Consider the following 20,955-nt stretch of genomic DNA (forward strand, 5'->3'; position numbering starts at 1 on the left):
CGATCTGCTCGCCGTTGCCCGAGCCGCCGATCACGATGCCGAGGGCCTCGGGGTCGGCCGCCGTGCGCTCCGCGGCGCGCCATGATGCTCACCCTGGCCGCCGCCTCCGCCTTGTCCTCGCCCGCCGCGAGCAGCCACACCTCACGGGCCGAGCGAATGGCAGGCAGGGTCAGCGAGACCCGGGTCGGCGGAGGCTTCGGCGCGCCGTGCACCCCGACCACCGTGCGCTGCGTCTCCCGCACCGCCGGCAACTCCGGGAACAGGGACGCCACATGGGTGTCCGGACCGACGCCCAGCATCAGCACGTCGAACGTCGGCACCGAGCCGTGGTTCTCGGGACCGGCGGCCCGCGCCAGCTCCTCGGCGTAGGCCTCGGCCGCCGCCTCGACATCGTCGCCGTAGGGACCGTCGGACGCGGGCATGGCGTGCACGCGCTTCGGATCCAGCGGTACGGAGTCCAGCAGGGCCTCGCGGGCCTGCGTGTCGTTCCGCTCCGGATCGCCCTCCGGCAGGAACCGCTCGTCGCCCCACCACAGGTCGAGCCGGCCCCAGTCGACCGCGTCCCGGGCGGGCTGGCCGGCCAGGGCCGCGAGCAGCCCGTTGCCGTTGCGGCCGCCGGTCAGCACCACGGACGCGTAGCCCCGGGAGGCCTGCGCGTCCACGACCTTCGTGATGAGACGGGCCGCGGCGGCCTGCGCCATCAGTTCCTTGTCGCGGTGCACGACCAGCTGCGGAGTGTTCACTTCGCCGCCGCCTTCTTCTTCACCGGTGCCTCCGCCGCCGCTTCCGGCCCGGCAGCTTCCGCAACGCCCTCGTCAGGGGTTTCGTCTCCGGCCCGTGCTCCTTTGGCCGGCGACTCCACCTCCTCGGAAGACGCAGAAGGCACCGAAGACGCAGAAGGCACCGCAGCCGCCGGAGCCGTCGCGGAGACGGCCGCGGGCGCGTTGAGGCGCTCCACGCCGAACCGCAGCGCCGAGGCGTACGTGTCGTCCGGGTCCAGCCGCCGCAGCTCCTCCGCGATCAGCTCGGCCGTGTCCCGGCGCTTGAGCGCCACCGCACGGTCGGGCTGGCCCTGGATGGAGAGCGTCGCCAGCGAGCCGTCCGCCCGGTCCAGCACGATCGGCCCGCTGTCGGTGTGCATGCGCACCGCCGTCAGACCGGGGCCCGACGACAGCGACCGCTTCACCGGCACGTCGAGGCGGTCCGCGAGCCACATCGCCAGCAGCTCGCAGCTCGGGTTGAACTCCTCGCCCTCCACCTCGACCGTCTCGACCTCGCAGACGACCTGGTCGAGCGCGGCGGCCAGCATCGAGCGCCAGGGCGTGATGCGGGTCCAGGAGAGGTCGGTGTCGCCCGGGGTGTAGGTGTCGGCGCGGGCCGTGAGGTCCCGTACCGGCTGCTCCGAGGCGTAGGTGTCCGTCACCCGGCGCTGGGCGAGGGCGCCCAGGGGGTCGCTCGCCGGGTCGATGGGCGCGTTCACCGGCCACCAGACCACCACCGGGGCGTCCGGCAGCAGCAGCGGCAGGACGACCGACTGGGCGTGGTCCACGATCTCGCCGTACAGCCGCAGGATCACCGTCTCGCCGGTGCCCGCGTCCGCGCCCACCCTGACCTCGGCGTCCAGGCGGGACGCGGTGCGGTCGCGGGGGGAGCGGGAGACGCGCTTGACGACCACCAGGGTGCGCGAGGGGTGCTCGTGCGAGGCGTCGTTCGCCGCCTTGAGGGCGTCGTACGCGTTCTCCTCGTCCGTGACGATGACCAGCGTGAGCACCATGCCGACGGCCGGCGTGCCGATCGCCCGGCGGCCCTGCACCAGCGCCTTGTTGATCTTGCTGGCCGTGGTGTCCGTGAGGTCTATCTTCATGGCCGGCGCCAGCTCCGTCCGTCTCGCTCCAGCATTTCGTCCGCCTCGACGGGGCCCCAGGTCCCGGACGGGTACTGGGCGGGCTTGCCGTTGGTGTCCCAGTACTCCTCGATCGGGTCGAGGATCTTCCAGGACAGCTCGACCTCCTCCGTGCGCGGGAAGAGGTTCGAGTCGCCCAGCAGGACGTCGAGGATGAGCCGCTCGTACGCCTCCGGGCTGGACTCCGTGAAGGACTCGCCGTAGGCGAAGTCCATGGAGACGTCCCGGATCTCCATCGAGGTGCCCGGCACCTTGGAGCCGAAGCGGACCGTGACGCCCTCGTCCGGCTGGACGCGGATCACGATCGCGTTCTTGCCCAGCTCCTCCGTCGCCGTGTGGTCGAAGGGGGAGTGCGGGGCCCGCTGGAAGACGACCGCGATCTCGGTGACGCGTCGGCCGAGCCGCTTGCCGGTGCGCAGGTAGAAGGGGACGCCCGCCCAGCGGCGGTTGTCCACCTCGACCTTGATGGCCGCGTAGGTGTCGGTCTTCGACTTGGGGTCGATGCCGTCTTCCTGGAGGTAGCCGACCGCCTTCTCGCCGCCCTGCCAGCCCGCCGCGTACTGTCCGCGCACGGTGTCCCGGCCCAGGTCCTTGGGCAGCTTCACCGCGCCGAGCACCTTGGTCTTCTCGGCGGCCAGCGCGTCCGCGTCGAAGGAGGCCGGCTCCTCCATGGCCGTGAGGGCCATGAGCTGGAGCAGGTGGTTCTGGATGACGTCACGGGCGGCGCCGATGCCGTCGTAGTAGCCGGCCCGGCCGCCGATGCCGATGTCCTCGGCCATGGTGATCTGCACGTGGTCCACGAAGGACCGGTTCCAGATCGGCTCGAACATCGTGTTGGCGAAGCGGAGCGCCAGGATGTTCTGGACGGTCTCCTTGCCGAGGTAGTGGTCGATGCGGAAGACCTGGTCGGGGGCGAAGACGTCCTCGACCGTCGCGTTGAGCTCCTCGGCCGACTTCAGGTCGTGGCCGAAGGGCTTCTCGATGACCGCGCGCCGCCAGGAGCCACCGGTCTGGTCGGCCAGACCGTGCTTCTTCAGCTGCTGGATGACCACCGGGAAGGAGCGCGGCGGCACCGACAGGTAGAAGGCGAAGTTGCCGCCCGTGCCCTGTGCCTTGTCCAGCTCCTCGATGGTGCCGCGCAGTCGTTCGAAGGCATCGTCGTCGTCGAAGGTGCCCTGGACGAAGCGCATCCCCTGGATGAGCTGCTGCCAGACCTCCTCGCGGAACGGGGTGCGGGCGTGCTCCTTGACCGCGTCGTGGACCTCCTGCGCGAAGTCCTCGTTCTGCCACTCGCGGCGGGCGAACCCGACCAGGGAGAAGCCCGGCGGCAGCAGACCTCGGTTGGCGAGGTCGTACACGGCGGGCATGAGCTTTTTGCGTGACAAATCGCCCGTGACACCGAAGATGACCAGGCCCGACGGCCCCGCGATACGCGGGAGCCGTCGGTCGGCGGGGTCACGGAGCGGGTTCGCTCCGGAACCGGGAGTAGGAGCCAAAACCTCAGCCCTCCGAGGGGGCGAGGCGCTGGAGCTCCGCCTCGGTCGAGTCGAGCAGGTCGGTCCAGGACGCCTCGAACTTCTCGACGCCCTCGTCCTCCAGGACCTGGACCACGTCGTCGTACGCGATCCCGAGCTTCTCGACGGCGTCGAGGTCGGCACGGGCCTGTACGTAGGTGCCGGCGATGGTGTTGCCCGTGATGTCGCCGTGCTCCTCGGTGGCCTGCAGGGTCGCCTCCGGCATGGTGTTCACCGTGTTCGGCGCCACCAGGTCGTCGACGTACAGGGTCGGCTTGTAGGCCGGGTCCTTCACACCGGTCGAGGCCCACAGCGGACGCTGCTTGTTGGCGCCCGCGCTCTCCAGGGGGCTCCAGCGAGCGGTCGAGAAGACCTCCTCGTAGGCCTGGTAGGCGAGACGGGCGTTGGCGACGGCGGCCTTGCCGCGCAGCGCCTTGGCCTCGTCGGTGCCCAGCGCGTTCAGCCGCTTGTCGATCTCGGTGTCCACGCGGGACACGAAGAAGGACGCCACCGAGTGGATCTTCGACAGGTCCAGGCCGCGCTCCTTGGCCTTCTCCAGGCCGGCCAGGTAGGCGTCCATGACCTCGCGGTAGCGCTCCAGCGAGAAGATCAGCGTCACGTTCACGCTGATGCCGAGGCCGATGACCTCGGTGATCGCCGGCAGACCCGCCTTGGTGGCCGGGATCTTGATCAGGGTGTTGGGGCGGTCGACCAGCCAGGCCAGCTGCTTGGCCTCGGCGACGGTCGCCTTGGTGTTGTGCGCCAGGCGCGGGTCGACCTCGATCGACACCCGGCCGTCCTGGCCGTCGGTGGTGTCGTAGACCGGGCGCAGGATGTCGGCGGCGTCGCGGACGTCCGCCGTGGTGATCATGCGGATGGCCTCTTCGACGGTGACCTTGCGCGCGGCGAGGTCCGACAGCTGCTGGTCGTAGCCGTCGCCCGACGAGATCGCCTTCTGGAAGATCGTCGGGTTGGTGGTGACGCCCACGACGTGCTGCTGGTCGATCAGTTCCGCGAGGTTGCCGGACGTGATCCGCTTGCGCGACAGGTCGTCCAGCCAGATCGCGACGCCCTCCTCGGAGAGGCGCTTGAGTGCGTCTGTCATGGAATTACTCTCCTACGTGTCGTATGTGGGCGTCAGCGCTGGGCGGCGGCGATGGACTCGCGGGCCTTGGCGGCCACGTTCTCGGCAGTGAAGCCGAACTCGCGGAAGAGGACCTTTCCGTCGGCCGAAGCACCGAAGTGCTCCAGGGAAACGATGCGACCGGCGTCCCCGACGAACCTGTGCCAGGTGAGACCGATGCCCGCCTCCACCGAGACCCGCGCGCGCACGCTCGGCGGCAGCACGCTGTCCCGGTACCCCTGGTCCTGGTCCTCGAACCACTCCACGCACGGCATGGACACGACTCGCGTCGGCACCCCGTCCGCCTGGAGCTGCTCGCGCGCCTCGACGGCCACGTGCACCTCGGAACCGGTGGCGATCAGGATCACCTCGGGCGTGCCCCCGTCGGCCTCGAACAGGACGTAACCGCCCTTCGCCGTGTCCTCGTTGGCGTCGTACGTCGGCACACCCTGGCGGGTCAGCGCCAGACCGTGCGGGGCGCCCTCGCCGAAGACCTTGGTGTAGCGGCGCAGCACCTCGCGCCAGGCGATCACGGTCTCGTTGGCGTCGGCCGGGCGGACCACGTTCAGGCCCGGGATGGCGCGCAGCGAGGCCAGGTGCTCGACCGGCTGGTGGGTCGGGCCGTCCTCACCGAGACCGATGGAGTCGTGCGTCCACACGTACGTCACCGGCAGGTGCATCAGCGCCGACAGCCGTACCGCGTTGCGCATGTAGTCGGAGAAGACGAGGAACGTACCGCCGTAGACACGGGTGTTGCCGTGCAGGGTGATGCCGTTCATCTCGGCGGCCATCGAGTGCTCGCGGATGCCGAAGTGGATCGTGCGCCCGTAAGGGTCCGCCTCCGGCAGCGGGTTGTCGGCCGGCAGGAACGAACTGTTCTTGTCGATGGTCGTGTTGTTCGAGCCGGCCAGGTCGGCGGAGCCGCCCCACAGCTCGGGGATGACGGCACCGAGCGCCTGCAGCACCTTGCCGGACGCGGCACGGGTGGCGACACCCTTGCCGGTCTCGAAGACCGGGAGCTTCTCCTCCCAGCCGGTGGGCAGTTCACCCTTGGAGATGCGGTCGTACTCGGCCGCGCGCTCCGGGTTGGCCGTGCGCCACTGCTGGTACGACGGGTCCCACGCGGCCTTCGCCTCGCGGCCCCGCTCCAGCGCCTGGCGGGTGTGCTTGAGGACCTCGTCGGAGACGTCGAAGGACTTCTCCGGGTCGAAGCCCAGGACGCGCTTGGTGGCCGCGACCTCGTCGGCGCCGAGCGCCGAGCCGTGCGCGGCCTCGGTGTTCTGCGCGTTCGGCGCGGGCCAGGCGATGATCGAGCGCATCGCGATGAACGACGGCTTGTTCGTCACCTTCTTCGCGGCCTCGATGGCGTTGTAGATGGCGTGCGGGTCGATGTCCCCGTCCGGCTTCGGGGCCACGCGCTGGACGTGCCAGCCGTACGCCTCGAAGCGCTTGACGGTGTCCTCCGAGACGGCCGTCTCGGTGTCGCCCTCGATCGAGATGTGGTTGTCGTCCCACAGCAGGATCAGGTTGCCCAGTTCCTGGTGGCCGGCCATCGAGGACGCCTCGGCGGAGATGCCCTCCTGGAGGCAGCCGTCACCGGCGATCGCGTAGATGAAGTGGTCGAAGGGGGACTCGCCCTGCGGCGCGTCCGGGTCGAACAGGCCGCGCTCGTAGCGGGCGGCCATGGCCATGCCCACGGCGTTGGCGACACCCTGGCCCAGCGGGCCGGTCGTCGTCTCGACACCCTTGGTGTGGCCGTACTCCGGGTGCCCGGGGGTCTTGGAACCCCAGGTCCTGAAGGACTCCAGGTCGGACAGCTCCAGGCCGAAGCCGGCCAGGTAGAGCTGCGTGTAGAGGGTCAGGGACGAGTGGCCGGCGGACAGCACGAAACGGTCGCGCCCGACCCACTGGGGGTCGGCCGGGTCGTGCCGCATCACCTTCTGGAAGAGGGTGTACGCGGCAGGAGCCAGGCTCATCGCCGTACCAGGATGGCCGTTGCCGACCTTCTGTACGGCATCGGCGGCCAGGACGCGGGCGGTGTCCACGGCCCGCTGGTCCAACTCGGTCCACTCGAGGTCTGTGGTGGTCGGCTTGGTGCTCACCCTGAGTCAGGGCTCCTCTCCACATGTCACACATGTCGAATGCCGGTGCAGTCGAATGCCGGTGCACGGGGGCGCCCACCGGCCGTTGTCGAGCCTACCCCTGTAAGAACGTGCATTTTTTCGAGTCATTCCAGACTGCCGGGACTATCGAGGATCCGCCTCCCGACTGGTCCGGATCGCATTCGGAACCTGAATACGGAGCCGTTCGTCGGACTGCTCAATCGAGCTGCCGTGCGATCTTCCGGAAGGCCGATGAGAGGCCCCTGCGCCCCTGGTGGGGGACCCCTCCCAACACGACCCGACCCCCGCGAGTTCCGGGGTATGGGCAACGTCTAGAGTGGCGTGGTACGCGCGGGCCTTTACCGGGACTTCACACGGGAGAGGTCTGCTGGGATGTCTCTGTAGGGGTGTGCGTGACGGCCGTCGAATCCCGTCCAGCGGGTGTGCTCGGTGCGAGCCAGAGCCCGAGTCACCGGCCGTTCGGGGCCCGTGTCAAGGCGTTCGTGGCGCTGACCAAGCCGAGGATCATCGAGCTCCTGCTCATCACCACCGTTCCGGTGATGTTCCTCGCCCAGCAGGGCGTGCCCGATCTGACGCTGGTGCTGCTGACCTGCCTCGGCGGCTACCTCTCGGCGGGCGGTGCCAACGCGCTGAACATGTACATCGACCGCGACATCGACGCCCTGATGGACCGCACCTCGCAGCGCCCGCTGGTCACCGGCATGGTCAGCCCGCGCGAGTGCCTCGCCTTCGGCATCTCCCTCGCGATCGTCTCCACCCTGCTGTTCGGCCTCACCGTCAACTGGCTGTCGGCCTGGCTCTCCCTCGGGGCGCTCCTCTTCTACGTCGTCGTCTACACGATGATCCTCAAACGCCGTACCTCGCAGAACATCGTCTGGGGCGGCATCGCCGGCTGCATGCCGGTGCTGATCGGCTGGTCCGCGGTCACCAACTCCATGTCGTGGGCGCCTGTCATCCTCTTCCTCGTCATGTTCTTCTGGACGCCGCCGCACTACTGGCCGCTGTCCATGAAGGTCAAGGACGACTACGCGCGCGTGGGCGTGCCGATGCTGCCGGTCGTCGCCTCCAACAAGGTCGTCGCCAAGCAGATCGTCATCTACAGCTGGGTGATGGTGGCTGTCTCCCTCCTCCTCACCCCCCTCGGCTACACCGGCTGGTTCTACACGTCCGTCGCCCTGGTGGCGGGCGGCTGGTGGCTGTGGGAGGCGCACGGCCTGCAGAACCGCGCGAAGGCCGAGGTGACGGGCGGCAAGCTCAAGGAGATGCGGCTGTTCCACTGGTCCATCACCTACGTCTCGCTGCTGTTCGTGGCGATCGCGGTGGACCCCTTCCTGCGCTGACGCCCGCGCCCGTACTGACATACGCACTGACGTACGTCACAGCGCCCTGCCCTCGCCTGTCGATCTACCGGTGAGTAGCATCCTGGCCATGGCAGACACGCAGCAGGAAGACACCCAGCAGGCCGACGCGAAGGCCGATGTGAAGGCCGAGCGCAAGGTCGCGAAGCTCGCCGGGCGGATCGACGCCTTCGCCAAGGCGCACGGCGGTGCCGAGGGCCAGGTGGCCTACATCGGCGAGCGAGGCGCCCGCATCGTGCTCGTCGGCGAGGACGGCGGCTGGGGCGACCTGGTGGCCCCCTCCTACGAACTCGCCGAGCAGGCCGTGGCGAAGTCCGGCATCACGGTCCACGAGTCCTTCGACGGCGAGTTCGCGGCCAAGGTGAAGACTGGCCCGTACGAGTGGACCCGTATGGCGGGGATCCAGGTCGGCGGCCCGCGCAACAGCTGACGCCCTTCGGCGATTCGCACGGGGTGTGTCCCAGCAACACCTCGCAGCCGGTTCACCCGTTAGGACCTGTACGGAGTGCACGGTCCAGCACGGGGAGTCCGGATGATCGAAACGCCGTCCCTCGTGGACCAGTACTGCCACGGTGTCCTCAGAACGGAGTTGGGCCTGGGCACCTTCGAGGCCCAACTCGCCCGCACCGCGGGCCCGCCCGCGCCCGGCACCACCCTCTTCGACACCCAGACGGGCTTCGCCGTACGACGCTGGTGTCCGCCGCTGCTCGGTCTGGAACCGCACTGCCCGCCCGCCCGCTATCTCGCCCGGCGCCGGGAACTGGGCGTGCTGGAAGCGGGCCGCAGGCTGCTGCGGGGCAGCGGCATCACCACCTACCTGGTCGACACCGGACTGCCCGGCGACCTCACCTGCCCCGACGAACTGGCCTCCGCCGGTGCCGCCGAGGCCCGTGAGATCGTCCGTCTGGAGTTACTGGCCGAGCAGGTCGCCGACACCTCCGGGACCGTCGAGTCCTTCCTCGCCAACCTCGCCGAGTCGGTGCACGGCGCCGCCGCGAACGCGGTCGCCTTCACCTCGGTCGCGGGGCTGCGGCACGGACTGGCGCTGGCGCCCGAGCCGCCGGGACCCGGCGAGGTGCGGGGCGCGGCCGGACGGTGGCTGGCCGGGCGCCGGGTCGGCGGCGAGCTGAGCGACCCGGTCCTGCTGCGCCACCTGCTGTGGATCGCCGTCGCCTCGGGGCTCCCGCTCCAACTGCACGCGGGGCTGGGGGAGCCCGGGGCCCGCATCGACCGCACGGACCCGGTCCTGCTGACGGACTTCGTCCGCGCCACGGCCGGCCTCGGCACCGACCTGGTCCTCCTGCACGGCTACCCCTACCACCGCCACGCCGCCCACCTCGCCGGCGTCTTCCCGCACGTGTACGCCGACTCGGGTGCCGCCCTCGTGCGCACCGGCGCCCGCGCCGCGACGATCCTCGCCGAGATCCTGGAGCTGACCCCCTTCGGCAAGATCCTCTTCTCCAGCGGCGCCCACGGCCTCCCCGAACTCCACGTCGTCGCCGCCCGCCTCTTCCGCGAGGCCCTCGGCCGAGTCCTGGGCGGCTGGGTCGCCGAGGGCGCGTGGTCCCTGGCGGACGCGCAACGGGTGGCGGGGATGGTGGCGGCGGGGAATGCGCGGCGGGTGTACGGGCTGGACTGAGCGGAGTGCGGGGGGGTGTACGGATCCGAGTGGGCTGTCCAGACTGTCTCGGGTGACGACGACCGACGCTCTGCTCGACCGTTTCCTCGACGACCTGGCCCCGCTGCGTCCCCTGGCCGTGTGGGCGCACGGATCCCTCGCGGGCGGCGACTACCAGGAGGGCCGCAGCGACCTGGACCTGATCGCGGTGCTCGACCGGCCCGCGGCCCTGGGCACCGTATGGCGGATCGCGACGCTGCACCCCCGGCTGCGCGCGGCCGAACCGCTGGCCGTCAAGCTGCACTGCAGCTATCTGACGCCCGCGCCCACCGCCGATGCCGATCGTGCTCATCTCACTTGGGCCCACGACCAGTTGATGCGCCGGCCCGTCACCCCGGTCACCCGGCGTGAACTGCACGCCTTCGGGCGGGTGTTGCACGGGCTCGCGCCCGCGGATCTGCTTCCGGAGGTGTCGGACCGGGAGTTGGCCGACTTCGTCGTGCGCGATCAGCGGGAGTTCTGGCGACCGCACGTGGAGCGGGCGAGTCTGTGGACCGAGGATCCCTGGGTCGACGTAGGGATGACGACCTTCGCCCGCGCGAGCGCCACGCTGGAGGACGGGCGGCTGATCTCCAAGCGTGAGGCGCTCGACCTGCTGCCCGAACTGGGCGCGCCTGTCGAGGTGGTGGAGGACATCAGGCGGCGGCGCTACGAGGAGCGGCCGGCGCCGGTCACCGAGGAGTGGGCGGTGCGTCGGGGCGAGTTGACCCGGAACTACCTGGGGCCGGCGATCGACGGGCTCGTGGCCGCGTACGCCTGATCCGGCAACTCGATCTCGGCGTCCGGCCGTTCGCGCATCGCCAGCAGCACCCGCAGTACCGCGATCCACACCAGGCCCGAGCCGAGCATGTGCAGGCCGACCAGGAACTCGGGGAGGTTGGTGAAGTACTGGACGTAGCCGATGACGCCCTGGGAGAGCAGGACCAGGAAGAGGTCGCGGGTGCGGTGCAGCGGGCCCTGGGGGGCGTCGACCGCCTTGAGGACGAACCACAGGGCGAAGGTCAGCGTGACCACGATCCAGGCCAGCACCGCGTGCAGCTTGCTGACCGTCTCCCAGTCCAGCGGCATCCGCTCGACCTCGCTGGAGTCGCCCGCGTGCGGGCCCGAGCCGGTCACCACCGTGCCCACCGCGATCAGCAGCACGGCGGCGGCGACCAGGAACCACACCATCTGCCGCACCGGCTGGCCGACCAGCGGACGGGGCTGACCGTCGCCCTCGCGGGTGCGCTGCCACATCACCGTGGCGACCGCGATGAGGCCCGAGGAGAGCAGGAAGTGCGCCGCGACCGTGTACGGGTTGAGGCCGACCAGCACCACGATGCCGCCGAGGATCGCGTTGCTCATCACGATCCAGAACTGCGCCCAGCCCAGCCGGGTCAGCGAGCGCCGGTACGGCTTCTCGGAGCGGGCGGCGATGATCGCCCAGCCGACGGCCGCGCACAGCACGTAGGTCAGCATGCGGTTGCCGAACTCGATCACGCCGTGCACGCCCATCGCGCCGGTGGTGGTGAGCGAGTCGTCGGTGCACTTGGGCCAGGTCGGGCAGCCCAGCCCGGAGCCGGTCAGCCGCACCGCACCGCCGGTGACCACGATCACCACCGACATGACGAGCGCGGCGAGGGCCGCCCGCTGGACCGTCCGCGGGGTCGGCGTCCAGCGTGCGGCGATGAAGGCGAGGGGGTTGCGCGCGGCGGACAGAGCGTCGGCGAGGGTCAGGTTCGGCACGCGCACCATCGTAGGGCGCCGCTTGTGCACGTATTCACGAGGGTCCGGGATGGGGCGGGTGCTCCTGCTCACTCCCTTGCTCACGCCCATGCTCTCGCCCATGCTCACTCCCAGCGGAAGAACCTGCCGGCCGCCGCGAGTCCCACGACCGCCCACACGCCCAGAATCCCCAGGTCGCCCCACGGCATGCCGGCGCCGTGCTGGAGCACGTCCCGCAGGCCGTCGGAGAGGGCGGAGATGGGCAGCAGGCCCAGGACGTCCTGGACGCCCTGAGGGTACTTGTCCATCGGCACGATCACCCCGCCGCCCACGAGCAGCAGCAGGAAGACCAGGTTGGCGGCGGCGAGGGTCGCCTCCGCCTTGAGGGTGCCGGCCATCAGCAGGCCGAGGCCCGAGAAGGCCGCGGTGCCGAGGACGAGGAGGAGCAGGACGGCCGCCGGGTTGCCGTGCGGGGACCAGCCGAGCGCGAAGGCGATCACCGTCAGCAGGACGATCTGGAGGACCTCGGTGACCAGTACCGACAGCGTCTTCGCGGTCATCAGGCCCCAGCGCGGGAGCGGGGAGGAGGCCAGCCGCTTCAGAACGCCGTAGCGGCGCTCGAAGCCGGTGGCGATGGCCTGGCCGGTGAACGCCGTCGACATCACGGCGAGCGCCAGGATTCCGGGCGCGAGGAAGTCGACGGACTTGCCGGCGCCGGTGTCCACGATGTCCACCGCGCTGAACAGCACCAGCAGGAGGGTCGGGATCACGACGGTGAGCAGCAGCTGTTCGCCGTTGCGCAGCAGCATCTTGGTTTCCAGGGCCGCCTGGGCCGCGATCATGCGGGGGAGCGGGGCGGCGCCGGGCCTCGGCGTGTACGTACCGACACTCACGAACGCAGCTCCTTGCCGGTCAGTTCCAGGAAGACGTCCTCCAGGGTGTGGCGTTCCACCGAGATGCGGTCCGGCATCACCCCGTGCTGCGCGCACCAGGACGTCACCGTCGCGAGCAGCTGCGGGTCGACCTTGCCGCCCACGCGGTAGGAGCCCGGCGTCAGTTCGACGGCCGTGCAGTCGGCGGGGAGCGCCTTGAGCAGGGAGCCGACGTCGAGGCCCGGGCGGCCGGTGAAGCGCAGGGTGTTCTCGGCGCCGCCGCGGCACAGCTGTTCGGGGGAGCCGTGGGCGATGACCCGGCCGGCGTCGATGATCGTCACATCGTCGGCGAGCTGCTCGGCCTCGTCCATGTGGTGCGTGGTGAGGATGACCGAGACGCCGTCCCGGCGCAGGTCGCGGATCAGGTCCCAGGTCGCCCGGCGGGCCTGCGGGTCCAGGCCCGCGGTCGGCTCGTCCAGGAACACCAGCTCCGGACGGCCCACGACCGCCATCGCGAGCGCGAGCCGCTGCTGCTGGCCGCCGGAGAGCCGGCGGTAGGTGGTACGGCCGCAGCCGCCGAGGCCGAGCCGCTCGATCAGGGCGTCCACGTCCAGCGGATCGGCGTGCAGCTTCGCCACGTGCCGCAGCATCTCGTCGGCCCGCGCGCCCGAGTAGACCCCGCCGGACTGCAGCATCACGCCGATCCGAGGGTGCAGTTCACGGGCCTGACGCACCGGGTCGAGGCCCAGGACGCGTACCGTGCCGGAGTCCGGTTTGCGGTACCCCTCGCAGGTCTCGACCGTGGTCGTCTTGCCCGCGCCGTTCGGGCCGAGTACGGCGGTCACGCCCGCCCGGGCCGTCAGGTCGAGGCCGTCCACAGCGGTTTTCGTGCCGTACCGCTTCACCAGGGCCTGCACCTGGACCACGGGCTCACTTCGCATGATGGCGAGTCTAGGTACGCGGTCCGCGCCCCGGACGGGCGGGTGCAGGATCTCCACCCCGCGGATCTCCACCCACCGACAGCTCCTCCTCGCGCGGCCGGTGCAGCGCGAGCCACCGCTCGGCGTACGCCACCGCGTCCGCGACCGGGAACAGCCGCGCGTCGGCCGCGCCCACCGTCCCCCGTACGACGGGCCGGTCCCGCTCGAAGTCGTGGCCCAGCTCGTCGAACCGCTCCGAGCTGATCGACACCTCGGTCACCGTCTCCCAGCCCCCGCCCGGCGCAGGGCGGCCGACCCGGACCAGCGGGGACGGGATGCGGTACTCGGCGAGGTGGAAGCTCGTGCACGTGTCGTAGCCGGCCCCGAGCAGCAGCACGCGCGCGTGCAGCTCCTCCAAGCGGGCCAGCGGGCTGCGCTCGCCGAGGCGGCAGTCCGGCGCGTGGCCGTCGACGATCCGTGCGGCCCGCGGACCGAGCGCGGCGAACGAGGTCTGGGGGTGCGCGCTGCGCAGCGCGCCCGGCCAGCGCCGTACGGTCTCCGGGATCACGCCGACCCCGCGCGAGGGCGTGATCAGCGGGTCGTAGTCGGGCATCGAGGCCCGGATCCGCTCCCACCACTCCTCCGGCACCGGCGGATTTCCCCACAGCGCCGGGTCCGAGAGGTCGCCGGACTGGGTGGGGACGGCCAGCGTGCCGCTCGGTCCGAGCGTGTCGAGAATTCCTTGGACGACCGCCACGGCACCCCCGCAGACCCAGCCGAGGCTGCTGAGGGAGGAGTGCAGAAGGAGGGTCTCGCCGGTCTCGACACCCAGCAGGCGCAGCTGTGCGGCGACTGTGTCGCGGGTGACAAGTGGGCCGGTCGGAGGGGGTATCGCCATGGTTCCGGAGTGTCGCGCACGGGGTCCCGCGGCGCCACCGAATTGGCCGCGGCTGATCGATCAAAGATCGTTTTCGCAGGTCAGATTAGGTATGCCTAAGTGACGCAGGGCACCGTCCACCGGCCGGGACGTGGGTTGCCCGGTCCTGAGGAATTACGCAACAATGGCGTTGTGAAAAACGTCGGCGAGGCTCGGGAGACCCCCACGGGGGCCCCTCAGGAGGAGCTCGCGACCGGTGAGCGGTCCACCCGCAACCGTGTCGCGCGATCCATCCTGGACCACGGGCCGTCGACCGTCGCCGCGCTCGCCGAGCGGCTCGGGCTGACCCAGGCCGCCGTACGGCGGCACCTGGACGCCCTGGTCGCCGACGAGGTCGTCGAGGCCCGCGAGCAGCGGGTGTACGGGGCACGGACCCGCGGACGTCCCGCGAAGGTCTTCGCCCTCACCGACTGCGGCCGGGACGCCTTCGACCAGTCCTACGACAAGCTGGCCGCGGACGCCCTGCGCTGGATCCAGGAGCGGTTCGGCGGGGACGAGGCGGTCGTCGCCTTCGCCCGCGCGCGGATCGCCGAGCAGGCCGCCGCCTATCGCGCGGCCATCGAGGCCGCCGCCCCCGAGGAGCGGACCGAGGCCCTGGCCAGGGCGCTGAGCGCGGACGGGTACGCTGCTACGGCGCGCAGCGCGCCCCTCCCGCAACAGGGTGAGCAGCTCTGCCAGCACCACTGCCCGGTGGCCCACGTCGCGGAGAAGTTCCCGCAACTCTGCGAGGCGGAGACGGAGATCTTCTCCCAACTGCTCGGAACCCACGTCCAGCGACTGGCGACCATCGCGCACGGCGACGGCGTCTGCACGACGTTCATCCCAAAGATTTCCAAGACGCAAATCCATAGCCAGAACGCATCTGCACGTACCGCCGGGAGGAACCCCGCATGACGCTCCCCATCGAGGAGACTGCCCACCCCGAGCTCGAGGGTCTGGGTACGTACGAATACGGCTGGGCCGACTCCGACGTGGCCGGTGCCTCCGCAAAGCGCGGCATCAACGAGGACGTCGTCCGGGACATCTCCGGCAAGAAGAGCGAGCCGGAGTGGATGACCAAGCTCCGGCTCAAGGGCCTGCGCCTGTTCGAGAAGAAGCCCATGCCGAACTGGGGCTCCGACCTCTCCGGCATCGACTTCGACAACATCAAGTACTTCGTGCGTTCCACGGAGAAGCAGGCGGAGTCCTGGGAGGACCTGCCCGAGGACATCAAGAACACGTACGACAAGCTCGGCATCCCCGAGGCGGAGAAGCAGCGCCTCGTCGCCGGTGTCGCGGCCCAGTACGAGTCCGAGGTCGTCTACCACCAGATCCGTGAGGACCTGGAGGAGCAGGGCGTCATCTTCCTGGACACCGACACCGCGCTGAAGGAGCACCCGGAGCTCTTCAAGGAGTACTTCGGCACCGTCATCCCGGTCGGCGACAACAAGTTCGCGTCGCTCAACACGGCCGTGTGGTCCGGCGGTTCCTTCATCTACGTGCCGAAGGGCGTGCACGTCGAGATCCCGCTCCAGGCCTACTTCCGCATCAACACGGAGAACATGGGCCAGTTCGAGCGGACGCTGATCATCGTCGACGAGGACGCCTACGTCCACTACGTCGAGGGTTGTACGGCGCCGATCTACAAGTCGGACTCCCTGCACTCCGCGGTGGTCGAGATCATCGTGAAGAAGGGCGCCCGCTGCCGCTACACGACCATCCAGAACTGGTCGAACAACGTCTACAACCTGGTCACCAAGCGCGCCGTCGCCTACGAGGGCGCGACCATGGAGTGGATCGACGGCAACATCGGCTCCAAGGTGACGATGAAGTACCCGGCCGTCTACCTGATGGGCGAGCACGCCAAGGGCGAGACCCTCTCCATCGCCTTCGCGGGCGAGGGCCAGCACCAGGACGCCGGCTCCAAGATGGTCCACATGGCGCCGAACACGTCCTCCAACATCGTCTCCAAGTCGGTGGCGCGCGGCGGTGGCCGTACCTCCTACCGCGGTCTCGTCGAGATCGGCGAGGGCGCGCACGGCTCCAAGTCGAACGTGCTCTGTGACGCGCTGCTCGTCGACACGATCTCCCGCTCGGACACGTACCCGTACGTGGACGTCCGCGAGGACGACGTGTCCATGGGCCACGAGGCGACCGTCTCCAAGGTTTCCGAGGACCAGCTCTTCTACCTGATGAGCCGCGGTCTGAGCGAGTTCGAGGCGATGGCGATGATCGTGCGCGGCTTCGTCGAGCCGATCGCCAAGGAGCTGCCGATGGAGTACGCCCTGGAGCTCAACCGGTTGATCGAGCTGCAGATGGAAGGCTCGGTCGGCTGACCCCGGCCACCGGCCCGCACACGTCCTGACATCAGAAAGCGAGCACTACGACAGCCATGGCTGAGGCTCAGAACTCCACGGTGGGGTCCTCCACCACCGCCGGATCGATCGCGGTGGCCGCCGAGTCGACCGTCGCCACGCGCATGAGCGCGCCCCCGTCCTTCGACGTGGCGGACTTCCCGGTCCCCCACGGCCGCGAGGAGGAGTGGCGGTTCACGCCGCTGGAGCGGCTGCGCGGGCTGCACGACGGCACCGCGGTCGCCACCGGCACCGGCGTCAAGGTCGACGTGGTGGCCCCCGAGGGCGTCACCGTCGAGACCGTCGGCCGCGACGACGCCCGCCTCGGCAGGGCGGGCATCCCCGTGGACCGCGTCGCCGCCCAGGCGTACTCGGCGTTCGAGCAGGCCGGCGTGATCACCGTCCCCAAGGAGACGGTCCTCGCCGAGCCCATCCGGATCGCCGTGCACGGCGAGGGCGGGGTCGCCTACGGCCACCAGGTCGTGGAGCTCGGAGCCTTCGCCGAGGCCGTCGTCGTCATCGACCACACCGGTGACGCGGTCCTCGCCGCCAACGTCGACTACCTCCTCGGGGACGGCGCCAAGCTGACCGTCGTCTCCGTCCAGGACTGGGACGACAAGGCGGTGCACGTCGGCCAGCACAACGCGCTGATCGGCCGCGACGCCACCTTCAAGTCGTTCGTCGTCACCTTCGGCGGCGACCTCGTACGGCTGCACCCGCGCGTCGCCTACGCCGGCACCGGCGGCGAGGCCGAGCTGTTCGGGCTGTACTTCACCGACTCCGGCCAGCACCAGGAGCACCGCCTCCTCGTCGACCACAACACCCCGCACTGCAAGTCCAACGCGATGTACAAGGGCGCGCTGCAGGGCGAGGGCGCGCACGCGGTGTGGATCGGCGACGTGCTCATCGAGGCCACGGCCGAGGGCACGGACACGTACGAGATGAACCGCAACCTGGTTCTCACGGACGGCGCCCGGGTCGACTCGGTGCCGAACCTGGAGATCGAGACCGGCGAGATCGTCGGCGCGGGCCACGCCTCGGCGACCGGCCGCTTCGACGACGAGCAGCTCTTCTACCTGATGGCCCGCGGCATCCCGGCCGACGAGGCCCGGCGCCTGGTCGTCCGCGGCTTCTTCGCCGAGCTGGTCCAGCAGATCGGCGTCGACGACATCGAGGCGCGCCTGCTGGAGAAGATCGACGAGGAGCTGGAGGCGTCGGTCTGATGACTGCCTCGTCGACGTTCGTACGCGTCTGTGGGCTGGGCGAGCTGGAGGACGACACCCCCAAGCGGGTGGAGCTCGACGGCACGCCGGTCTCGGTCGTGAAGACCGAGGGGGAGGTGTTCGCGATCAACGACATCTGCTCGCACGCGAACGTCTCGCTCTCCGAGGGCGAGGTGGAGGACTGTCAGATCGAGTGCTGGCTGCACGGCTCCGCGTTCGACCTCCGCACCGGCAAACCGTCCGGCCTGCCCGCGACGCGCCCCGTCCCCGTATACCCCGTAAAGATCGAAGGGGACGACGTGCTCGTCTCCCTCACCCAGGAGTCCTGAGGAACCCATGGCAACGCTTGAAATCCACGACCTGCACGTCACCGTCGAGGCCGACAACGCCACGAAGGAGATCCTCAAGGGCGTCGACCTCACCGTGAAGCAGGGCGAGACGCACGCCATCATGGGCCCGAACGGCTCCGGCAAGTCGACGCTCGCCTACTCGCTCGCGGGCCACCCCAAGTACACGATCACCGGCGGCACCGTCACCCTCGACGGCGAGGACGTCCTGGAGATGTCCGTCGACGAGCGCGCCCGCGCCGGCCTGTTCCTCGCGATGCAGTACCCGGTCGAGGTCCCCGGCGTCTCGGTCTCCAACTTCCTGCGTACGTCCGCCACCGCCATCCGCGGCGAGGCCCCCAAGCTGCGTACGTGGGTGAAGGAGGTCAAGGAGACCATGGAGCGCCTCTCCATGGACCCCGCCTTCGCCGAGCGCAACGTGAACGAGGGCTTCTCCGGCGGTGAGAAGAAGCGCCACGAGATCCTCCAGCTGGAGCTGCTCAAGCCGAAGATCGCGATCCTCGACGAGACCGACTCCGGCCTGGACGTCGACGCCCTGCGCGTCGTCTCCGAGGGCGTCAACCGGGTCCGCGAGACCGGTGAGGTCGGCACGCTGCTGATCACGCACTACACGCGCATCCTGCGCTACATCAAGCCCGACTTCGTGCACGTCTTCTCCGGCGGCAGGATCGTCGAGTCCGGCGGCGCCGAGCTCGCCGACAAGCTGGAGAACGAGGGCTACGAGGTCTACACGAAGGGTGGCGTATCAGCGTGACACAGACGCCGGGCCTCCTCACGGGTACTTCCCAGCTGCTCGACGAGGCGATCCGCAAGGACTTCCCCATCCTGGACCGCACGGTCCACGACGGTAAGAAGCTCGTGTACCTGGACAACGCGGCGACCTCGCAGAAGCCGCGCCAGGTGCTCGACGCCCTGAACGAGTACTACGAGCGCTACAACGCCAACGTCCACCGCGGTGTGCATGTGCTCGCCGAGGAGGCCACGGCGCTGTACGAGGGCGCGCGCGACAAGGTCGCCGAGTTCATCAACGCGCCCTCCCGCGACGAGGTGATCTTCACCAAGAACGCCTCGGAGTCGCTCAACCTCGTGGCCAACATGCTGGGCTGGGCCGACGAGCCCTACCGCGTGGACCACGAGACCGAGATCGTCATCACGGAGATGGAGCACCACTCCAACATCGTGCCGTGGCAGCTGCTCTCGCAGCGCACGGGCGCGAAGCTGAAGTGGTTCGGCCTCACGGACGACGGCCGGCTGGACCTGTCGAACATAGACGAGATCATCACGGAGAAGACGAAGATCGTCTCCTTCGTCCTGGTCTCCAACATCCTCGGTACGGTCAACCCGGTCGAGAAGATCGTGCGCCGCGCGCAGGAGGTCGGGGCCCTGGTCCTGATCGACGCCTCGCAGGCCGCGCCGCACATGCCGCTGGACGTCCAGGCCCTCCAGGCCGACTTCGTGGCCTTCACCGGCCACAAGATGTGCGGTCCGACGGGCATCGGCGTCCTCTGGGGCCGCCAGGAGCTCCTTGAGGACCTCCCGCCCTTCCTCGGCGGCGGCGAGATGATCGAGACCGTGTCGATGCACTCGTCGACGTACGCCCCCGCCCCGCACAAGTTCGAGGCGGGCACCCCGCCGATCGCCCAGGCGGTCGGCCTCGGCGCGGCGATCGACTACCTCTCCGCGATCGGCATGGACAAGATCCTCGCCCATGAGCACGCGCTCACGGAGTACGCGGTCAAGCGCCTGCTGGACGTCCCCGACCTGAAGATCATCGGCCCGACCACGGCCGAGGACCGGGGCGCGGCGATCTCCTTCACGCTCGGTGACATCCACCCGCACGACGTGGGCCAGGTCCTCGACGAGGAGGGCATCGCGGTACGGGTCGGTCATCACTGCGCACGGCCGGTCTGCCTGCGGTACGGAATTCCTGCGACCACGCGAGCGTCGTTCTATCTGTACTCCACGCCGGCCGAGATCGACGCTCTGGTCGACGGACTGGAGCACGTTCGGAACTTCTTCGGCTGAGGGACGTGAGCTGAGACCGTGAAGCTGGATTCGATGTACCAGGAAGTCATCCTGGATCACTACAAGCACCCGCACGGGCGGGGCTTGCGGGATGGCGACGCCGAGGTGCACCACGTGAACCCGACGTGCGGCGACGAGATCACCCTCCGAGTGAAGTACGACGGCTCGACCATCGAGGACGTCTCGTACGAGGGCCAGGGCTGCTCGATCAGCCAGGCCAGCGCGTCCGTCCTCAACGACCTGCTGGTCGGCAAGGAGCTGACCGAGGCCCGGCGGATCCAGGAGACCTTCCTGGAGCTGATGCAGTCCAAGGGCCGCATCGAGCCCGACGACGAGATGGAGGAGGTGCTGGAGGACGCGATCGCGTTCGCCGGTGTCTCCAAGTACCCGGCACGGGTGAAGTGCGCCCTCCTGAGCTGGATGGCGTGGAAGGACGCGACGGCCCAGGCCCTGGGCGGAGCCGAAGCCGAAAGGAAGACCGCATGAGCGAGACGATGGAGATCAAGCCCGCCTCCGAGGAGGAGGTCCGCGAGGCCCTGCTCGACGTGGTCGACCCCGAACTGGGTATCGACGTCGTCAATCTCGGCCTCATCTACGGAGTGCACATCGACGACGCCAACATCGCGACCATCGACATGACGCTGACCTCGGCGGCCTGTCCGCTGACCGACGTCATCGAGGACCAGGCCAAGTCCGCCACGGACGGCCTCGTCAACGAGCTGCGCATCAACTGGGTCTGGATGCCGCCGTGGGGTCCGGACAAGATCACGGACGACGGTCGGGAGCAGCTTCGGGCGCTGGGGTTCAACGTCTGAGCTGACCTGGCTCTCAAAGCGCAGGTCAGAAGGCGTTCTGGCATGCCCATGGCGTCCGTTATGCCCTACGAGGGAACATA

Annotated in this window: 21 protein-coding genes; 12 read left to right on the forward strand and 9 right to left on the reverse strand. The window is 69.7% G+C overall.

Features of this window, described 5'->3' with window-relative positions; all coding sequences use genetic code 11:
• The 5 genes from pgl to tkt form a co-directional block, all read right to left on the reverse strand.
• Positions 1-743: 6-phosphogluconolactonase (pgl, locus tag ACWDR3_RS40165; protein ID WP_450357550.1), on the reverse strand; the 743-nt coding region annotated here is incomplete at its 3' end.
• Positions 740-1,864 (reverse strand): glucose-6-phosphate dehydrogenase assembly protein OpcA, encoded by a 1,125-nt coding sequence (gene opcA, locus ACWDR3_RS40170; RefSeq protein ID WP_450357551.1) that lies wholly within the window; start codon positions 1,862-1,864, stop codon positions 740-742. The genes pgl and opcA, both read right to left, overlap by 4 nt.
• A complete protein-coding gene (gene zwf / locus ACWDR3_RS40175) occupies positions 1,861-3,399 on the reverse strand; it encodes a glucose-6-phosphate dehydrogenase (protein WP_450357552.1) in 1,539 nt (512 codons plus the stop codon). The genes opcA and zwf overlap by 4 nt, the downstream gene beginning before the upstream one ends.
• Positions 3,400-3,403: 4 nt before the next feature.
• Entirely contained in the window at positions 3,404-4,522 is a 1,119-nt protein-coding gene (gene tal, locus ACWDR3_RS40180) for a transaldolase (protein WP_450357553.1), read from the reverse strand.
• A gap of 32 nt (positions 4,523-4,554) precedes the next feature.
• On the reverse strand, positions 4,555-6,642 hold the full coding sequence (gene tkt, locus ACWDR3_RS40185) for a transketolase (protein WP_450357554.1): 2,088 nt from the start codon (positions 6,640-6,642) through the stop codon (positions 4,555-4,557).
• A gap of 407 nt (positions 6,643-7,049) precedes the next feature.
• Here tkt and ACWDR3_RS40190 point away from each other — a divergent pair, with 407 nt between their 5' ends.
• From ACWDR3_RS40190 to ACWDR3_RS40205, 4 genes are all read left to right on the forward strand, one after another.
• Complete coding sequence (locus tag ACWDR3_RS40190) at positions 7,050-8,003, forward strand: heme o synthase (protein ID WP_450357555.1); 954 nt, start codon at positions 7,050-7,052, stop codon at positions 8,001-8,003.
• Positions 8,004-8,091: 88 nt separating this feature from the next.
• Positions 8,092-8,451 carry a hypothetical protein gene (locus tag ACWDR3_RS40195; protein WP_450357556.1) on the forward strand — a complete coding sequence of 120 codons (360 nt, stop codon included), beginning with the start codon at positions 8,092-8,094 and terminating at the stop codon, positions 8,449-8,451.
• A 102-nt stretch (positions 8,452-8,553) separates the two neighbouring features.
• The gene (locus ACWDR3_RS40200) at positions 8,554-9,660 is read left to right on the forward strand and encodes an amidohydrolase family protein (protein WP_450357557.1); all 1,107 of its coding nucleotides are present in this window, start codon (positions 8,554-8,556) and stop codon (positions 9,658-9,660) included.
• Between the two features lie 52 nt (positions 9,661-9,712).
• Positions 9,713-10,459 carry a nucleotidyltransferase domain-containing protein gene (locus ACWDR3_RS40205; RefSeq protein WP_450357558.1) on the forward strand — a complete coding sequence of 249 codons (747 nt, stop codon included), beginning with the start codon at positions 9,713-9,715 and terminating at the stop codon, positions 10,457-10,459.
• Here ACWDR3_RS40205 and ACWDR3_RS40210 read toward each other — a convergent pair.
• The 4 genes from ACWDR3_RS40210 to ACWDR3_RS40225 form a co-directional block, all read right to left on the reverse strand.
• On the reverse strand, positions 10,414-11,433 hold the full coding sequence (locus tag ACWDR3_RS40210; RefSeq protein ID WP_450357564.1) for a COX15/CtaA family protein: 1,020 nt from the start codon (positions 11,431-11,433) through the stop codon (positions 10,414-10,416). The two genes, ACWDR3_RS40205 and ACWDR3_RS40210, sit on opposite strands and share 46 nt — an antisense overlap.
• Before the next feature lie 95 nt (positions 11,434-11,528).
• Complete coding sequence (locus ACWDR3_RS40215; protein ID WP_450357565.1) at positions 11,529-12,245, reverse strand: ABC transporter permease; 717 nt, start codon at positions 12,243-12,245, stop codon at positions 11,529-11,531.
• Positions 12,246-12,292: 47 nt separating this feature from the next.
• Positions 12,293-13,216, reverse strand: coding sequence for an ABC transporter ATP-binding protein (locus tag ACWDR3_RS40220; protein WP_450357559.1), 924 nt, complete (start codon positions 13,214-13,216; stop codon positions 12,293-12,295).
• Positions 13,217-13,226: 10 nt separating this feature from the next.
• Positions 13,227-14,093, reverse strand: a complete 867-nt coding sequence (locus ACWDR3_RS40225) for an aminoglycoside N(3)-acetyltransferase (RefSeq protein ID WP_450357560.1) — start codon at positions 14,091-14,093, stop codon at positions 13,227-13,229.
• Between the two features lie 171 nt (positions 14,094-14,264).
• On the opposite strand from ACWDR3_RS40225, the gene ACWDR3_RS40230 reads away from it, so the two are divergent.
• Genes ACWDR3_RS40230 through ACWDR3_RS40265 form a run of 8 tightly spaced genes read left to right on the forward strand, consistent with a single transcriptional unit; the run spans position 14,265 to position 20,875 of the window.
• Positions 14,265-15,026, forward strand: a complete 762-nt coding sequence (locus ACWDR3_RS40230; RefSeq protein ID WP_450357561.1) for a helix-turn-helix transcriptional regulator — start codon at positions 14,265-14,267, stop codon at positions 15,024-15,026.
• Entirely contained in the window at positions 15,023-16,447 is a 1,425-nt protein-coding gene (gene sufB / locus ACWDR3_RS40235; RefSeq protein ID WP_124004476.1) for a Fe-S cluster assembly protein SufB, read from the forward strand. Before ACWDR3_RS40230 ends, sufB begins: the two co-directional genes overlap by 4 nt.
• Positions 16,448-16,503: 56 nt before the next feature.
• A complete protein-coding gene (gene sufD, locus ACWDR3_RS40240; protein WP_450357562.1) occupies positions 16,504-17,688 on the forward strand; it encodes a Fe-S cluster assembly protein SufD in 1,185 nt (394 codons plus the stop codon).
• A complete protein-coding gene (locus ACWDR3_RS40245) occupies positions 17,688-18,017 on the forward strand; it encodes a non-heme iron oxygenase ferredoxin subunit (RefSeq protein ID WP_401728059.1) in 330 nt (109 codons plus the stop codon). Before sufD ends, ACWDR3_RS40245 begins: the two co-directional genes overlap by 1 nt.
• A gap of 7 nt (positions 18,018-18,024) precedes the next feature.
• Positions 18,025-18,789, forward strand: a complete 765-nt coding sequence (gene sufC / locus ACWDR3_RS40250; RefSeq protein ID WP_359605352.1) for a Fe-S cluster assembly ATPase SufC — start codon at positions 18,025-18,027, stop codon at positions 18,787-18,789.
• Entirely contained in the window at positions 18,786-20,060 is a 1,275-nt protein-coding gene (locus ACWDR3_RS40255; RefSeq protein ID WP_450357563.1) for a cysteine desulfurase, read from the forward strand. Before sufC ends, ACWDR3_RS40255 begins: the two co-directional genes overlap by 4 nt.
• An 18-nt stretch (positions 20,061-20,078) precedes the next feature.
• Complete coding sequence (gene sufU, locus ACWDR3_RS40260; RefSeq protein ID WP_124004480.1) at positions 20,079-20,546, forward strand: Fe-S cluster assembly sulfur transfer protein SufU; 468 nt, start codon at positions 20,079-20,081, stop codon at positions 20,544-20,546.
• Positions 20,543-20,875 carry a metal-sulfur cluster assembly factor gene (locus ACWDR3_RS40265; protein WP_402347064.1) on the forward strand — a complete coding sequence of 111 codons (333 nt, stop codon included), beginning with the start codon at positions 20,543-20,545 and terminating at the stop codon, positions 20,873-20,875. The genes sufU and ACWDR3_RS40265 overlap by 4 nt, the downstream gene beginning before the upstream one ends.
• Positions 20,876-20,955 lie beyond the last annotated feature (80 nt).

It is taken from the genome of Streptomyces sp. NPDC001002 (assembly GCF_053599215.1).

Coding starts and splice junctions, on each gene's coding strand:
- opcA (WP_450357551.1), bottom strand. CDS start 1,864: ATGAAGATAGACCTCACGGACACCACGGCCAGCAAGATCAACAAGGCG.
- tal (WP_450357553.1), bottom strand. CDS start 4,522: ATGACAGACGCACTCAAGCGCCTCTCCGAGGAGGGCGTCGCGATCTGG.
- ACWDR3_RS40195 (WP_450357556.1), top strand. CDS start 8,092: ATGGCAGACACGCAGCAGGAAGACACCCAGCAGGCCGACGCGAAGGCC.
- ACWDR3_RS40200 (WP_450357557.1), top strand. CDS start 8,554: ATGATCGAAACGCCGTCCCTCGTGGACCAGTACTGCCACGGTGTCCTC.
- ACWDR3_RS40210 (WP_450357564.1), bottom strand. CDS start 11,433: ATGGTGCGCGTGCCGAACCTGACCCTCGCCGACGCTCTGTCCGCCGCG.
- ACWDR3_RS40215 (WP_450357565.1), bottom strand. CDS start 12,245: ATGATCGCGGCCCAGGCGGCCCTGGAAACCAAGATGCTGCTGCGCAAC.
- ACWDR3_RS40220 (WP_450357559.1), bottom strand. CDS start 13,216: ATGCGAAGTGAGCCCGTGGTCCAGGTGCAGGCCCTGGTGAAGCGGTAC.
- ACWDR3_RS40225 (WP_450357560.1), bottom strand. CDS start 14,093: ATGGCGATACCCCCTCCGACCGGCCCACTTGTCACCCGCGACACAGTC.
- sufB (WP_124004476.1), top strand. CDS start 15,023: ATGACGCTCCCCATCGAGGAGACTGCCCACCCCGAGCTCGAGGGTCTG.
- sufD (WP_450357562.1), top strand. CDS start 16,504: ATGGCTGAGGCTCAGAACTCCACGGTGGGGTCCTCCACCACCGCCGGA.
- ACWDR3_RS40245 (WP_401728059.1), top strand. CDS start 17,688: ATGACTGCCTCGTCGACGTTCGTACGCGTCTGTGGGCTGGGCGAGCTG.
- sufC (WP_359605352.1), top strand. CDS start 18,025: ATGGCAACGCTTGAAATCCACGACCTGCACGTCACCGTCGAGGCCGAC.
- ACWDR3_RS40265 (WP_402347064.1), top strand. CDS start 20,543: ATGAGCGAGACGATGGAGATCAAGCCCGCCTCCGAGGAGGAGGTCCGC.